Origin of the sequence: Neptunomonas antarctica (assembly GCF_001305295.1) — a bacterium.
In the GTDB taxonomy this organism is placed as follows: Bacteria; Pseudomonadota; Gammaproteobacteria; order Pseudomonadales; family Balneatricaceae; genus Neptunomonas; species Neptunomonas antarctica.
On the sequence record NZ_LJSI01000052.1, the window covers coordinates 144,146 to 158,250 of the forward strand.

Annotated in this window: 14 protein-coding genes; 1 reads left to right on the forward strand and 13 read right to left on the reverse strand. The window is 45.6% G+C overall.

From position 1 onward, the window contains the following. Window positions 1-194: 194 nt before the first annotated feature. The 12 genes from nadA to ftsY all read right to left on the reverse strand — a co-directional run bounded on the left by nadA (window position 195) and on the right by ftsY (window position 10,960). Window positions 195-1,250: a quinolinate synthase NadA gene (gene nadA / locus Nant_RS14615; protein WP_054342397.1), complete on the reverse strand. Its 1,056-nt coding sequence runs from the start codon at window positions 1,248-1,250 to the stop codon at window positions 195-197. A gap of 171 nt (window positions 1,251-1,421) precedes the next feature. Then, window positions 1,422-2,108: a 7-cyano-7-deazaguanine synthase QueC gene (gene queC, locus Nant_RS14620; RefSeq protein WP_054342398.1), complete on the reverse strand. Its 687-nt coding sequence runs from the start codon at window positions 2,106-2,108 to the stop codon at window positions 1,422-1,424. Window positions 2,109-2,142: 34 nt separating this feature from the next. Next, window positions 2,143-2,970: a tol-pal system protein YbgF gene (ybgF, locus tag Nant_RS14625; protein WP_054342399.1), complete on the reverse strand. Its 828-nt coding sequence runs from the start codon at window positions 2,968-2,970 to the stop codon at window positions 2,143-2,145. Further along, window positions 2,970-3,500: a peptidoglycan-associated lipoprotein Pal gene (gene pal / locus Nant_RS14630; protein WP_054342400.1), complete on the reverse strand. Its 531-nt coding sequence runs from the start codon at window positions 3,498-3,500 to the stop codon at window positions 2,970-2,972. The genes ybgF and pal overlap by 1 nt, the downstream gene beginning before the upstream one ends. Window positions 3,501-3,569: 69 nt before the next feature. Further along, complete coding sequence (gene tolB, locus Nant_RS14635) at window positions 3,570-4,859, reverse strand: Tol-Pal system beta propeller repeat protein TolB (protein WP_054342401.1); 1,290 nt, start codon at window positions 4,857-4,859, stop codon at window positions 3,570-3,572. A 3-nt stretch (window positions 4,860-4,862) separates the two neighbouring features. Continuing rightward, complete coding sequence (gene tolA / locus Nant_RS14640; protein ID WP_054342402.1) at window positions 4,863-5,861, reverse strand: cell envelope integrity protein TolA; 999 nt, start codon at window positions 5,859-5,861, stop codon at window positions 4,863-4,865. An 8-nt stretch (window positions 5,862-5,869) separates the two neighbouring features. After that, window positions 5,870-6,286 carry a protein TolR gene (tolR, locus tag Nant_RS14645; RefSeq protein ID WP_054342403.1) on the reverse strand — a complete coding sequence of 139 codons (417 nt, stop codon included), beginning with the start codon at window positions 6,284-6,286 and terminating at the stop codon, window positions 5,870-5,872. A 12-nt stretch (window positions 6,287-6,298) separates the two neighbouring features. Then, on the reverse strand, window positions 6,299-6,979 hold the full coding sequence (gene tolQ, locus Nant_RS14650; protein WP_054342404.1) for a protein TolQ: 681 nt from the start codon (window positions 6,977-6,979) through the stop codon (window positions 6,299-6,301). Between the two features lie 332 nt (window positions 6,980-7,311). Continuing rightward, the gene (locus Nant_RS14655) at window positions 7,312-7,710 is read right to left on the reverse strand and encodes a TraR/DksA family transcriptional regulator (protein ID WP_054342405.1); all 399 of its coding nucleotides are present in this window, start codon (window positions 7,708-7,710) and stop codon (window positions 7,312-7,314) included. Between the two features lie 105 nt (window positions 7,711-7,815). After that, window positions 7,816-8,829: a Holliday junction branch migration DNA helicase RuvB gene (gene ruvB / locus Nant_RS14660; RefSeq protein ID WP_054342406.1), complete on the reverse strand. Its 1,014-nt coding sequence runs from the start codon at window positions 8,827-8,829 to the stop codon at window positions 7,816-7,818. 22 nt (window positions 8,830-8,851) lie between these two features. After that, a complete protein-coding gene (gene ruvA / locus Nant_RS14665) occupies window positions 8,852-9,481 on the reverse strand; it encodes a Holliday junction branch migration protein RuvA (RefSeq protein ID WP_054342407.1) in 630 nt (209 codons plus the stop codon). A gap of 153 nt (window positions 9,482-9,634) precedes the next feature. After that, window positions 9,635-10,960, reverse strand: a complete 1,326-nt coding sequence (gene ftsY / locus Nant_RS14670) for a signal recognition particle-docking protein FtsY (RefSeq protein WP_054342408.1) — start codon at window positions 10,958-10,960, stop codon at window positions 9,635-9,637. Window positions 10,961-11,103: 143 nt separating this feature from the next. On the opposite strand from ftsY, the gene Nant_RS14675 reads away from it, so the two are divergent. Next, window positions 11,104-12,693 carry a cation:proton antiporter family protein gene (locus Nant_RS14675; RefSeq protein WP_054342409.1) on the forward strand — a complete coding sequence of 530 codons (1,590 nt, stop codon included), beginning with the start codon at window positions 11,104-11,106 and terminating at the stop codon, window positions 12,691-12,693. A 194-nt stretch (window positions 12,694-12,887) separates the two neighbouring features. Here Nant_RS14675 and prpF read toward each other — a convergent pair whose 3' ends face one another. Beyond that, window positions 12,888-14,066: a 2-methylaconitate cis-trans isomerase PrpF gene (prpF, locus tag Nant_RS14680; RefSeq protein ID WP_054342410.1), complete on the reverse strand. Its 1,179-nt coding sequence runs from the start codon at window positions 14,064-14,066 to the stop codon at window positions 12,888-12,890. Between the last annotated feature and the right edge of the window lie 39 nt (window positions 14,067-14,105).

Genomic DNA, 14,105 nt, shown 5'->3' on the forward strand with positions numbered 1-14,105 from the left:
GGTAAAACTAATCACAGTTATAATATTGTTTGGATTATATTCATGAAGCTATCTGCTTATATCAGGAGGGTGTTGTCGGGAGAGAGCTATCGGGAGACCGCTACAAGAAATTGCTCACTCAGGAGAGTCCTGAACGAGCAATAATATTTAATGATTTTTCAGTGGCTAAATAAGTTAGCTATTTATTAATATTCTTATTTACTAGCCAAGCTAGCTGAAAAATCGAGCATACGCTGTAGTGGGCGTCGAGCGGCATCTCTCAATGATGCATCAACGAGCACTTCACCTTCACCGGTTTCAAGTGCCGAAATGATGTTTTCCAGACCATTCATCGCCATCCACGGGCAATGAGCACAGCTACGACAGGTCGCCCCACTGCCACCTGTAGGGGCTTCCAGAAACGTTTTACCAGGTGCCGCCTGACGCATTTTATAGAAAATGCCGCGATCTGTTGCAACGATGAATGTCTGATTAGGCAATTCAGCCGCCGCTTTGATTAACTGCGTTGTAGAACCAACCACATCTGCAATTTCGACAACCGCATCCGGTGATTCAGGATGTACTAATATCGCCGCATCTGGATAAACGTTTTTGAGCTCCAGGATACCTTTGGCTTTAAACTCTTCGTGAACAATACAAGAGCCATCCCACATCAACATTTCAATGCCGGTTTGCTTTTGTACATATTCCCCTAGATGCTTATCAGGTGCCCAAATAATCTTTTTACCCTGCTCTTCTAAATGCTCAACCACTTTTACGGCAATACTGGAGGTTACAACCCAGTCTGCACGGGCTTTAACAGCCGCTGATGTATTGGCATACACCACGACTTCGTAGTCAGGATGCTGGTCACAGAACTTTGAGAACTCATCAATAGGACAGCCGATATCAAGAGAGCACGTTGCTTCTAGTGTTGGCATCAGAATGCGCTTTTCGGGATTCAGGATTTTTGCCGTTTCACCCATAAAACGAACCCCGGCAACCACCAGTGTCTGCTCGGGACGCACCGTACCGAAACGTGCCATCTCAAGGGAGTCTGAGATGCAACCACCTGTTTCTTCAGTAATTTCCTGAACGATTGCGTCGGTATAATAATGCGCGACAAGGCAAGCGTCCTTCTCTTTAAGCAGTACTTTAATACGTGATTTATAGCGGTCGATTTCAACCTGGCTCATTTCACCTGGCAGATGTTCCTGCGCAAAGTGCTCCTGAACCAGAATACGATCCGAAATGTCCTGTTTACTCAACATAGTCAGATATCGCCAGTAGAAAATTAGGTTAAATAATAAAATCAAACAGTAGATTACACTATGGCGTAATCATTTTCACGCCACAGTGTTATTAACGCTGTTCAATTCAGAAGCTGTTTGACGCACGCGATTGATGCTAATCGACTGATAAACTCGCCGCAATAAAAAAGTTCAGACCTTGATATAATGCGTAGGATCCGTAACTCCGGCATCTTTGAAGCCTTGTGCCCGCAAGCGGCAACTATCGCAAACACCACATGCACGGCCATCATCGTCTGCCTGATAGCAGGAAATGGTATCAGCATAACTGACCCCTAAATATTGTCCTTCACGGATAATATCAGCCTTGGTCATATTCATCAGTGGAGTATGAATTTTAATACCTTGACCAGAGATACCTGTTTTGGTGGCTAAATTGGCCATTTTTTCGAACGCATCAATAAACTCTGGGCGACAATCCGGATAACCGGAATAATCAACGGCATTAACGCCAATGAAAATAGCATCGGCTTCTAACACTTCAGCCCAGCCCAGCGCGAGAGATAAGAAAACGGTATTACGTGCGGGAACATAAGTAACGGGGATGCCGCCGGTATCATGATCAGGGACATCAATAGTATGATCGGTCAGCGCCGATCCACCGAAGTCTTCCAGATGAAGACGAATAACGCGGTGCTCTGCGATTCCCATCTGTTCTACAATCCGCCGTGCGGCATTTAGCTCGGTCAGTGAACGCTGACCATAATCAAAGCTTAATGCAAAACATTGGAAACCCTGTTTCTTAGCCATCGCTAATGCGGTTGCTGAATCAAGGCCACCTGATAAAAGCACGACAGCCTTAGGGGCAGGCTTACTCATATAAATTTAATTCCTACTCGTATTTAAAAAACAATTACTGACTTAACGCGCTTTCAGCCAAACGTGCCGCTGAAGTTTCCGGATATTCTTTTGCCACCCGTGACATATAAGACATGGATTTTACAAGATCACCCTGCTGCTTATAGAGAATGCCCAGTTTGTATAAAGCATCCGCTGCTTTGCGTGAATCACTATATTGATCAGCAACGCGCAAAAAAGCTTCTTCGGACTGCTGATGATTACCTTGTGCCAGATAAATTTCACCTAACCAATAATAAGCATTCGGCACCCGCGGACTGTCTGGGTAATCTGTCAAAAAACGTTCGAAGCTATCTGCAGCACTATCAAAATCTCGCTCTCTAACCAGCGCAAACGCCGACTGATAATCTTTCTGATCGTTGAGATTTAAAGACTGTGCTGACGGTTTTGGAGCGGATTCTGCTTTTGACACCTCTGTTTCAGCCTTTACAACGGGCTTAGCAGCAGGCTCGGATGGCAGAGCCGACTCAGTAGGTAATGCAACCTCCCCTGATGCCGGACTTACACCATCAGCGCCCTGCATCTGGCTTTGTACTAACAAACTGATACGCCGATCCAGGTCCCGGTAACGCACCTTCTGATCCGTTTCCATTTGAGTTAACTTGTACTGCTGAGATTCAACCTGCCCCCGTAATTGACGCACCTCATCCTGCAATTGCTGAAGGCTGATAATTAATTCGCTGTTTTGCGAAAGAGCATAATTACTCGCCGTATTATTCTGATTTACTTCAATAACAGGGACGACCTGAGCAGCCTGAATGGCCACTGCAAATGCAGTGGCCACCAAGGTGATCGATATTTTTTGTATCAATGTCGGCTTCATTAGCGCGATACGTATTTCAGTTCAACACGACGGTTTTGAGACAATGAACTATCATCCGACCCCATCATCGCTGGCTTTTCTTCACCGTAGCTGATGGACTCAACTTGTCCGGCACTTACGCCGTTAACGGCCAGAAAACGCTCTACGGCTTTAGCGCGACGCTCACCCAACGCCATGTTGTATTCACGCGTTCCGCGCTCATCAGCATGGCCTTCAACACGAACGGCCGCAGTAGGGTTCATTGACAGGTACTGCGCATGCGCTTCCAGATCAGCAATACTGTCATTGCGAACAGAAGAAGTATCAAAATCAAAATAGAAAACTGTCTGGAGATTGGCAACATCAACCGACCCGCCAGCACCCGATCCATTCACACCGTTTCCTGACCCCGTTCCATAGGTAGAAGCTGAGCCATCGGCAGTAGACGATGAGGTATCTTCATCTGAAAGAGTGCTTGGTGAACTACAACCAACAATCCAGGCAACAGAAAGAGCCAAAGACACTGCTTTTGTAACATTCGAAACGCGCATGGTAACTCCTAATTAAAAACATATGGCCTTAGCCGCGGATTATATAAATAACATGATTGTTGCTTAATTTTACTGCAAGAAAGGAGACCAGGCAGGTTCCCTGACATCTCCTTGAGTATTTGGCATAGTAAACCGGACTCGTCCATCCAGTGAGACCCCTGCCAAAACTCCACGCCCCCCTTTTTTGGTTGCATAGAGTATTATGCTGCCGTTTGGTGCAATCGTGGGTGACTCATCTAATCCAGTACTCGTCAGAATATCGACACGTCCACTTTTCAGGTCTTGTACGGCAATATGAAAACCGTCGCTATCCTGATGCACCATCGTCAAAAAACGACCATCCTGAGTCAGACGGCCGCGGCTATTATACTTACCTTCAAACGTTAAGCGCTTTAAATCTCTGCTTGGCAGATGTAGAGAATATATCTGCGGCATGCCACCGCGGTCCGACGTGAACAAGATAGACTCACCATCCGGTGACCAGGTAGGCTCTGTGTCAATACCGTAATGGCGTGTTAACCGGTCTAACTGCCCTGTTGCCAGTGTCAAAACGTATATTTCCGGATTACCGTCTTTTGATAATACCAACGCAAGACGATCGCCTTGTGGAGACCAGGCAGGCGCACCGTTCAGCCCTTTAAACGATTGAATTCTCTGACGCTGACCTGTTGCAAGATGCTGCACATAGATAGAAGGACGCGTACTTTCAAATGAAACATAAGCGAGTTTACTGCCATCTTTTGACCAGGTTGGGGATAAAATGGGTTCTTTCGACTCCAGAATTGTTCGCGGACGCGCACCATCGGAATCAGCCATTTGTAAACGGTACCGGTACTTATCTTTGCCTAACATTTCTGCTGTCACGTACACAATACGGGTGGAAAAAGCCCCTTTGATCCCGGTAAGCTGCTGAAACACCTGATCAGCGATATAATGCGCAACATCGCGTAAATTGCTGCTGTTGCCATTCACTGTTTCAGACCAGACCAACTGCTCCTTGAGCACATCGTATAACTCAATGGTCGCTGTTATCTGGCCATTAGCCGCAGGAATAAGCCTTCCTATGACAATATAATCATTGTTGGAAATACGCCAATCACGGAAAAAAACCTGACTCCGCTCATGCGGTGTACTCAACATATTTTCACGCGGCATCATTTTAAAAAACCCACTACGCCCAAGATCATCTGAAACAATCTTAGCAACATCTTCGCTTAAGGCACTGCCACTCCAATCGAAAGGAACAATGGCAACAGGCGAAGGAGCGTCCACACCTTGCGTAACTTCAACCACCAATTCAGCACGGACTGTCAAGGTAGACAGTAGTAATACAAACCCTGCGAGTAACTGCTTAACCATGTTTTACCACCTCAACCCTTCTGGACGAAACTCGATTATAACCCGGCGTAACTCTCTTTCAAAAAACTGCGGATCAACTTCTGATACGCGTGTAAATCGCCCGATTCTTAATACTGCTTGTTCTGTTGATTTATCAAAGGCTGCATCGCCACTGCTGCGAAGAATTTCCACGCTATCCACTTCTCCTGAAGGAAACAAGCGTATTAACACTTTGGCTGACATACCATTACGTGTGTTACTAGGATATCTCCAGTTTTTTTCAATCAGTGCTTGAATATAGCCACTGATTTCGCTCCGCATTTTATCCGCCCGTTCAGCGGCCGCCGCTTTTTGGTTAGCTATATTTTCAGCCTTCAGACGCGCATCTTCTTGCAAACGTTTTTTCTCTTCTGCTGCTTTGCGCTCGCTCTCCTTACGCTTAGCGTCGTCCTCTTTGCGCTTTTTATCCGCGGCAACAGCTTTTTTCCGTGCATCTTCTTTCCGGGATTCTTCTGCTTTACGTTTCTTATCTGCTTCTAGCTTCTTTTTAGCATCTTCCTTTTTCTTATCTTCTTCTTTTTCAGCCGCTATTTTCCGAGCATTTTCAATGACTTTCTGCTCTTTGGCTTTAATAAGCTTCTGAACGTCGGCTTCTTGGCGCTTTTGTTCTTCGGCTACTTTTTGTTTTATTTCTGTTTCTTGTTTCTGCTGCGCCGCTTTCTGCTTGTCAATATCCTGCTGTTCAGCTAACGCTTTTTTCGTCTCTTCAAGCTTACGCTGTTGCTCGTTTTCAACACGTTTTTTTTCTTTTTCAGCCTTTTTAAGCTGCTCATCTTTGAATTGTTTCTGCAGGCTTTCCTGATTGCTTAACGTTTTATAATCAATCATCTGCGCCTGAATGAACTGTGGCGGTTTACGATAGGGGTCTTCCTGATGAAACCAATGAGGAATCAGCAACAATAACAAACCGCCGTGCAGAATCAGAGCACATAAAACCGGAATAATGTAACTGGCTATACCCACGCAATAATCTACTCAGTTACCAGACCGATACTGCTGACACCTGACTCTTGCATCAGGGACATCAACCTCACGACCTTATCGTAATTAACTTCTTTATCCCCTCTTACCAACAGCAGTTGTTTTGGGTTTATATTCATGATTTTTTCTACCCGTGATGCCACTTCGTCCGGGGTCACAGCTTCCATCTCATCGCCGCCGATATTAATATAATAGAGTCCCTCTTTATCGACGGTCACTATAATAGGTTCCTGATCCTGAGCGTCAACGGGCTCCGCTGATGTCTGAGGAAGCTCAACATTAACGCCTTGAGTCAGCATCGGTGCTGTGACCATAAAAATCACCAACAACACCATCATCACATCAATGTAGGGAACCACATTGATCTCGGCATTAAGTTTACGCTTATTCTTTTTCCGTCTGATCATAGTATTACACCATTAACCCGGCGAATGAATACGACGGTGCAGTATGCTGGAGAACTCATCGGCAAAGGTGTCATAATTATTCATTAGCCATTCTGATTTAGCAGAAAAACGGTTGTAGGCAATGACCGCCGGAATTGCAGCAAAGAGACCGATCGCCGTAGCAACCAATGCTTCAGAAATACCCGGCGCTACCGATGCCAACGTAGCCTGATGAACATTAGCCAAACCACGAAATGAATTCATAATCCCCCACACAGTTCCAAACAATCCAATATACGGACTAGTTGAACCAACGGTAGCTAAAAACGGCAGATGATGGTCCAGCTTCTCTTCTTCTCTGGCCAACGCGACACGCATGCTGCGCTGAACGCCATCCATCACGGCATCGGGGTCATAATGCTTCTGCTGTGTCATTCGCGTGTATTCTTTAATACCTGCACAGAATATAGTTTCTGCCCCGCTAAGCGTGTCAGAAGCGTCTGTAATCTCTCGATATAACTGCCCTAAATCTATACCAGACCAAAAACGATCTTCAAAATCACGTAATTCCTTACTCGTTTTACGAATAAAGGAGAAACGCTGAAAAATCATTACCCAAGACATAAAAGATGCGAGCGCCAGAATAACCATTACCACCTGAACGACAGCACTAGCGTTGGCAACAAGACTCCAGATCGACAACTGTTCGACCACTGCATTTTCTCCGCACCAACTTATTCACCAGTTCGTCTGGCTATGTTGGAATTGTAAAAATTGATTTAATTACATCTTAATAAAGCCTGATCGGCAGATGTCGTCATGAGAGTGCGAAGTACTTACAAAGTTCATAACTTCAGACTACAAAGCTTAGTCCGAGTGTATATTTGCAAGCATCAATCGCAGAGACGCCACAATAGCAGGCGCACAGATTTATACAAGATGGGCATATAAAATGAAATAAATATTTATTGTTGAACACTCTTTATCTGGGCTTTTGATCAGTACTTTTGACCAGTATTATTTAACAGACAAAGAGTGTTAATCGATCACATAGACGCGTGATGATTTTCGCGGTGTTCGTGCTCTTCTTTAGACTGGCAAGATAAGCAACGAGAAGAAACCGGCGTAGCCTTCAATCGATTAAGTTCAATCTCTTCGCCACAATCAACACACAAACCGTATGTGCCGTATTCCAAACGCTGCAAAGCGGCCTGACATTCTCCAACTTCCTGTAAGTGACGTGACATATGAGCAAGTGAAATAGTCGATTCTAACTCGGCAGTCGCCTCATCCCCGCTATCATGGGCTTCTTTCATCACTTCGTGAACTCGTTCACCTTGCCGGTCATCCAGCTCACTACCCACTTCATCACGAAGACTAGTCAATAGTTCAAGAAGCTCAGCTTTAATCAATTTTAATTGCGCAGAAGATAAATAAGATGACATGACCTTTATCCTTTTGTTAGTTGGTTTAATGCCAGACCTGCAGCATAAACCGCTAACTTCAGCATCAAAATAACTTCGCAATAAATCCCCTGTTTTTTGTCTGGTTTATTGATCCTTATCAGGCTTATCGATTCCAAAATGAAGGTAGGCATGATCAGTAACCACCCGCCCTCTGGACGTTCTCATTACATAGCCTTGCTGGATAAGGTAAGGCTCAAGAACATCTTCAATGGTATCCCGCTCCTCACTGATTGCGGCCGCGAGACTATCAATACCTACAGGCCCCCCACCGAATTTTTCAATCATAACCAGCAGTAAACGACGGTCCATATGATCAAAACCGCGCTCATCCACACTCAGCATATTCAACGCCAGATTAGCCACATCTTGTGTAATTTTTCCATTCCCTTTCACTTCGGCGTAGTCACGTGCGCGACGTAACAGCCGATTGGCGATGCGCGGGGTTCCACGACTACGCTTAGCAACCTCCTTTGCTCCCTCAATATCAATGTGAGTACCCGACAATTTTGCTGAGCGCATAACTATCTGTGTTAAATCTTCAATATTATAAAATTCAAGACGTTGCACAATACCAAAACGGTCTCGTAGTGGTGATGTAAGCGAACCGGCGCGTGTCGTAGCACCCACTAGTGTAAAGGGTGGCAAGTCCAGCTTAATGGAACGAGCTGAAGGCCCTTCACCAATCATAATATCCAGCTGATAATCTTCCATGGCCGGATATAATATTTCTTCTACGTTAGGACTAAGACGATGAATTTCATCGATAAAAAGAATATCACCGGCTTCCAGGTTGGTTAGCAACGCTGCCAGATCACCGGCTTTTTCGATGATTGGACCTGAAGTGGTTTTAATATTGCCACCCATTTCATTAGCAATAATATTTGCCAATGTAGTCTTGCCTAATCCTGGAGGGCCAAAAATAAGGGTATGATCTAACGCTTCATTACGCTGCCTCGCGGCATGGATAAAAATCTCCATCTGCTCTTTTACGACCGGCTGGCCTGTATAATCGGCTAATCTTTTTGGACGTATCGCCCGATCATGCTGCTCCTCGACCGGAGCACTAACGGATGAGATAAAACGATCTGCTTCGATCACTCTTGAATACCTCGTAACTGAATTAGCCAGATACCATTGATTTAAGTGACAAACGAATCAGCTCTTCAATGCTGACATTCGATCCCAGCTTCTGCTCAGCCTGCGAAACGGCTTTAGCGGCATGTGCCGGCTTGTAGCCGAGAGACACCAGCGCACTTTCTGCTTCTTCACGAAAACTTGCCAAGTGCTGCGCCATATCGGGCACATCTGTTGCGGTGAGCTGAAAATCAGCTGGCTCATCTTGCTGGAGAGGTTGAAGCTTATCTTTTAACTCTACGATAAGACGCTCTGCAGTCTTTTTACCTACACCAGGGATACGCGTTAGCGCTGTAGAATCTTCACGCACCAGGCAACCAATAAACTCATTGGTAGTCATTCCGGAAAGTATTGATATAGCAAGCTTTGGCCCGACACCATTCGCTTTAATGAGCGACCTGAATAAGGTTCTCTCTTTTTTATCAATAAAACCATACAGTAGCTGCGCATCTTCGCGCACCACAAAATGGGTATGCAGTAGGACCTGCTGACCTACTTCGGGCAGGCGGAAAAAAGTATTCATTGAAGCTTCAACTTCATACCCCACGCCCTGCACATCTACAAGAAGATGTGGAGGCTGCTTTTCGATCAACTCGCCTATCAGTCGCCCAATCAAAGCTATTCTCTCATTCAGTTAAAATGCATGGATGAATATACAGTAGTTGTTTGCCAATACCAATACTTTAACGTGCGACTGATCTACCCTAGAATCAACCTGAACAGCTTTGCTGTATTTTATCCATGCACGCTATCTTTTTAAGGTAATAAATTAATCAAATAAGGCGGCAACGAACTCTTCAGCCACAAACGGACGCAAATCATCAATCTGTTCACCCACACCGATAAAGCGGATGGGTAGTTGTAACTGTTTTGCGATGGCGAAGATAATCCCACCCTTTGCCGTACCATCGAGCTTAGTCAATGCTATGCCGGTGACACCAACAGAATCTTTAAAGACCCGCGCCTGGCTCATAGCGTTCTGACCGGTGCCTGCGTCCAGCACCAGCATGACTTCATGTGGTGCTGATCCATCCATTTTACGCATCACCCGGACAACTTTTTCAAGCTCCTGCATCAGATGATCTTTATTCTGTAATCGGCCCGCTGTGTCAGCAATCAGTACATCAATATTCTTTGTTTTGGCCGATTGCAGTGCGTCAAACACAACAGAGGCGGAATCCGCACCGGTATGCTGCGCAACAACCGGAACATTATTCCGATCACCCCACACCTGCAATTGCTCAACAGCAGCCGCACGGAATGTATCGCCCGCCGCCAGCATCACCGATTTACCTTCATTCTGAAAACGTTTCGTCAGCTTACCAATCGTCGTAGTTTTTCCTACGCCATTAACACCAACCATGAGGATTACGTAAGGCTTGCTCTTCGGGTCAACTACCAACGGTTGCTCGACCTGAGCCAACAGCCCACCTAATTCCTGCTTTAAAGATTCATGCAAAGCCTGCGCATCCGCCAGCTGATTACGTTCAACCCGGGCAGTTAACCGCCCGATAATCTCAGTTGTCGCTTCTACGCCCACATCGGCAGTCAGTAACAGTGTTTCAATATCTTCAAGTAACTCATCATCAATTTCTTTTTTACCCAGAAACAGATTGCCCAGCTTTTCAGACAAATTAGCTTTGGTACGACTCAAGCCCGCTTTCATGCGAGCAAACATACCTTTTTTAGCCGGCTCTTCTTTAACAGGATCGGGCTTAACGGGCTCTAACTGAACCGGTTCCTGTTTAACTGATTCTGGCTCGCCAGACGGCGTTTCTTTTTCAGGGGTACCAACAATCGACTCAGACGCAAGATCAACTTTTGTAAGCTCTGCGACTTTTACAGACTCTGCGACAAAAGCAGGCTCATCAGCCGGCTCAGGCTTAACAATCTCTGGTTCTACAGATTGAAGCCCTGCTGCTTCAGGCTGACCCGGCGTGGGTTCAACAGATTCGGATTTAACAGGCTCAGATTTAATAGGCGCGGCTTGAATAGATTCGGATTCGACAACGTCCTGCTGACTATCAACAACCTCAGCCGTCTCTTTTTGTGGTTCTTCGCTGGATGAAAATATAGATTTCAGCTTTTTAAACATATTAATTCCTCAAAACACTTGATACACCAGCGATTAGCGTAAAGTGTAATAATAATCTGGTGGTTACAGCTATGATTTAAAAAGGAATATCTTATCATAGTGCAACGCTGCACAAACCCATTGATCAAAAAATGTAGGACGCTATGGACTTTATCTGGATTTTATTTGCTTTTGTCTGCGGTTTAACCGTTAAGTTCTTCTCTTTACCTCCGCTAATAGGCTTTCTTTTTGCCGGATTTTCCTTACATTTTATGGGCATTGAACCTACCGCATCTTTAGACTCATTAGCCGATTTGGGTATTACGCTGATGCTGTTTACTATTGGCCTTAAACTGCACGTGAAGGACCTGTTAAAACGCGAAATATGGGTAAGCACCTTATCTCACATGGGCCTGTGGACGTTATTATTTGGATCACTGTCAATACTGCTCTCGATTATTGCCTTCCCTTTTTTCTTAGATATGGATATTCAAACAGCCGCTTTGCTCGGATTCGCACTGAGCTTCAGCAGCACCGTATGCATTATTAAATTACTGGAAGAAAGTGGTGAAATAAAAACGCGTCACGGCCAGATCGCTATCGGCGTGCTGGTTATGCAGGATATTGCCGCCGTTATTTTCCTGGTTTTTGCGACCGGTAAAACACCTTCTATCTGGGCGCTAGCTTTATTCGGACTTATTTTTATACGTCCATTTCTCGACGCATTACTCAATCGGGCAGGACACGGTGAAATGCTGCCGCTAACAGGATTTTTTCTGGCGTTGGGTGGATACGAATTGTTCACGCTGGTTGGGGTTAAAGGTGATTTAGGCGCTCTATTATTTGGTGTTTTACTCAGCCATCATGCCAAAGCCAGCGAACTGACGAAGTCACTTCTTAGTTTTAAGGATCTCTTTTTAATCGGCTTTTTCCTCTCTATTGGCTTTATTGCACTACCGACTTGGCCCATGCTTGGGATGGCCGCCATTATTTCCTGTTTAATTGTGGTTAAATTCGCGATGTTTTTCCTGATTTTTACGCGCCTGCAGCTACGTGGACGCACCTCCTTTCTATCTGCTTTAGCCTTGAGTAATTTCAGTGAATTTGGCCTGATAGTCGCAGCACTAAGCGTAGAATCCGGATGGCTTAACAAAGAATGGCTTGTCATTCTGGCACTGGCCGTATCCCTTTCATTTATTCTTACCAGCGTATTTTACCGGCATGCTCATCAACTGTACTCGACGTATAAAGAGTATATTAAAAAATACGAAAGCCCTGAACGTCTGCGAGAAGATCTTTTTATCCAACCTCCCCATGCTGAAATATTGGTTATTGGCTTGGGCCGTGTCGGCAAAGGCGCGTTTAAAGCCCTACAGAACATGGTTGATCAACGCGTCGTCGGGATGGATGCAGATAGACTTCGTATCAAAGAATATCAACAAAAAGGGATGAATGTATTTTTTGGTGACGGAGAAGATGCAGACTTATGGGAGAATTTTGACACATCCACTATAAAACTGATTCTACTGGCATTGCCGTCAATCGAAGATGACAAAAACATCACCACCCAGCTACGTAAAGTTAACTACCAGGGCCAGATTGCCGCTATCGCCCGCTTTCAGGACGAACGCGAACTGTTATTAAATTCGGGCATTGACAATGTATTCAACTTTTACACGGAAGCAGGAATCGGTTTTGCAGAAGAGAGCTTACGATTAATCGGAGAGGAACCCGCTATTCAGCATGCTCTCTAGAAAAAAACCCTGTATGGGAACCATACAGGGCATAAAAGAAGTAGAAGTAGATCGTTCCTGATAGGCAGTCGGATCTACCACATCCCCACTTCAAACTGTGAAATCAGAACAATGCATTAAATGGATCGCTGGTATAGCGTGAAACACATATAGCGTCACGCCAGCACAATACCAAGTAACGCTAAAATATAACGTTAAAATGAATCGCCGGGAACACGCACCCACCCTTCCATCAGCACACGAGCACTACGACTCATGATTGCTTTGGTTGCTGTCCATTCACCATCAACCTGTTTGGCTTCTGCGCCAACTTTCAACGTACCAGAGGGGTGACCGAAAGTGACGGCACTACGTTCGCCACCTCCCGCAGCCAGATTCACCAGCGTGCCGGGAATCGCAGCAGCCGTTCCGATAGCGACAGCTGCCGTACCCATCATCGCATGGTGCAATTTACCCATAGAAAGAGCACGCACCGCCACATCGATATCATCTGTGGTTACTTGCTTTCCACTGGAAGAAACATAGTTCTGTGCAGGCGCACAGAAAGCTACTTTTGGCGTGTGCTGACGTGCAACCGCTTCAGAAATATCCTGAATCAACCCCATACGCACTGCACCGTATGCACGGATAGTTTCGAAACGCTCAAGGGCGGCAGGGTCTCCATTAATCGCATCCTGCAGCTCTGTACCGTTGTAGCCTATTTCATCAGCATTGAGAAAAATAGTCGGGATACCCGCATTAATCATGGTTGCTTTGAAAGTACCGACACCCGGAACTTCAAGATCATCAACCAGGTTGCCCGTTGGGAACATAGAACCTTCGCCATCAGCCGGATCCATAAATTCAACCTGAACTTCGGCTGCCGGAAAGGTGACACCATCGAGTTCGAAATCACCCGTTTCCTGAACGTCACCGTTGGTAATGGGTACATGCGCAATAATAGTTTTCTTGATATTAGCCTGCCAGATACGCACAACACACACACCGTTCTGCGGGATGCGATCTGCATCGACCAAACCACCACTAATAGCAAAGGCACCTACGGCTGCCGTGAGGTTACCGCAGTTACCGCTCCAATCAACAAAAGCTCTGTCAATCGCTACCTGACCAAACAGATAATCCACATCATGGCCTGGCTGACTGCTCTTATCTAAAATAACCGTTTTACTGGTGCTAGACGTTGCCCCCCCCATACCGTCTGTTTGTTTGCCATATGGGTCTGGGCTACCAATCACGCGCAAAAGCATATTATCACGCGCCGCACCAGCAACCTGAGCTCTTTCAGGAAGATCCTGCCGACGGAAAAACACACCTTTACTGGTACCGCCACGGATATAAGTAGCGGGAATTTTAATCTGGGGTACGTGTGACATAATACTATTGTCCTGTCTATTAGGTCTGGCTATTTGGTC

Coding starts and splice junctions, on each gene's coding strand:
- ybgF (WP_054342399.1), bottom strand. CDS start 2,970: ATGAAGCCGACATTGATACAAAAAATATCGATCACCTTGGTGGCCACT.
- tolR (WP_054342403.1), bottom strand. CDS start 6,286: ATGATCAGACGGAAAAAGAATAAGCGTAAACTTAATGCCGAGATCAAT.
- queC (WP_054342398.1), bottom strand. CDS start 2,108: ATGAGTAAGCCTGCCCCTAAGGCTGTCGTGCTTTTATCAGGTGGCCTT.
- Nant_RS14655 (WP_054342405.1), bottom strand. CDS start 7,710: ATGTCATCTTATTTATCTTCTGCGCAATTAAAATTGATTAAAGCTGAG.
- ftsY (WP_054342408.1), bottom strand. CDS start 10,960: ATGTTTAAAAAGCTGAAATCTATATTTTCATCCAGCGAAGAACCACAA.
- tolB (WP_054342401.1), bottom strand. CDS start 4,859: ATGGTTAAGCAGTTACTCGCAGGGTTTGTATTACTACTGTCTACCTTG.
- pal (WP_054342400.1), bottom strand. CDS start 3,500: ATGCGCGTTTCGAATGTTACAAAAGCAGTGTCTTTGGCTCTTTCTGTT.
- prpF (WP_054342410.1), bottom strand. CDS start 14,066: ATGTCACACGTACCCCAGATTAAAATTCCCGCTACTTATATCCGTGGC.
- Nant_RS14675 (WP_054342409.1), top strand. CDS start 11,104: ATGGACTTTATCTGGATTTTATTTGCTTTTGTCTGCGGTTTAACCGTT.
- nadA (WP_054342397.1), bottom strand. CDS start 1,250: ATGTTGAGTAAACAGGACATTTCGGATCGTATTCTGGTTCAGGAGCAC.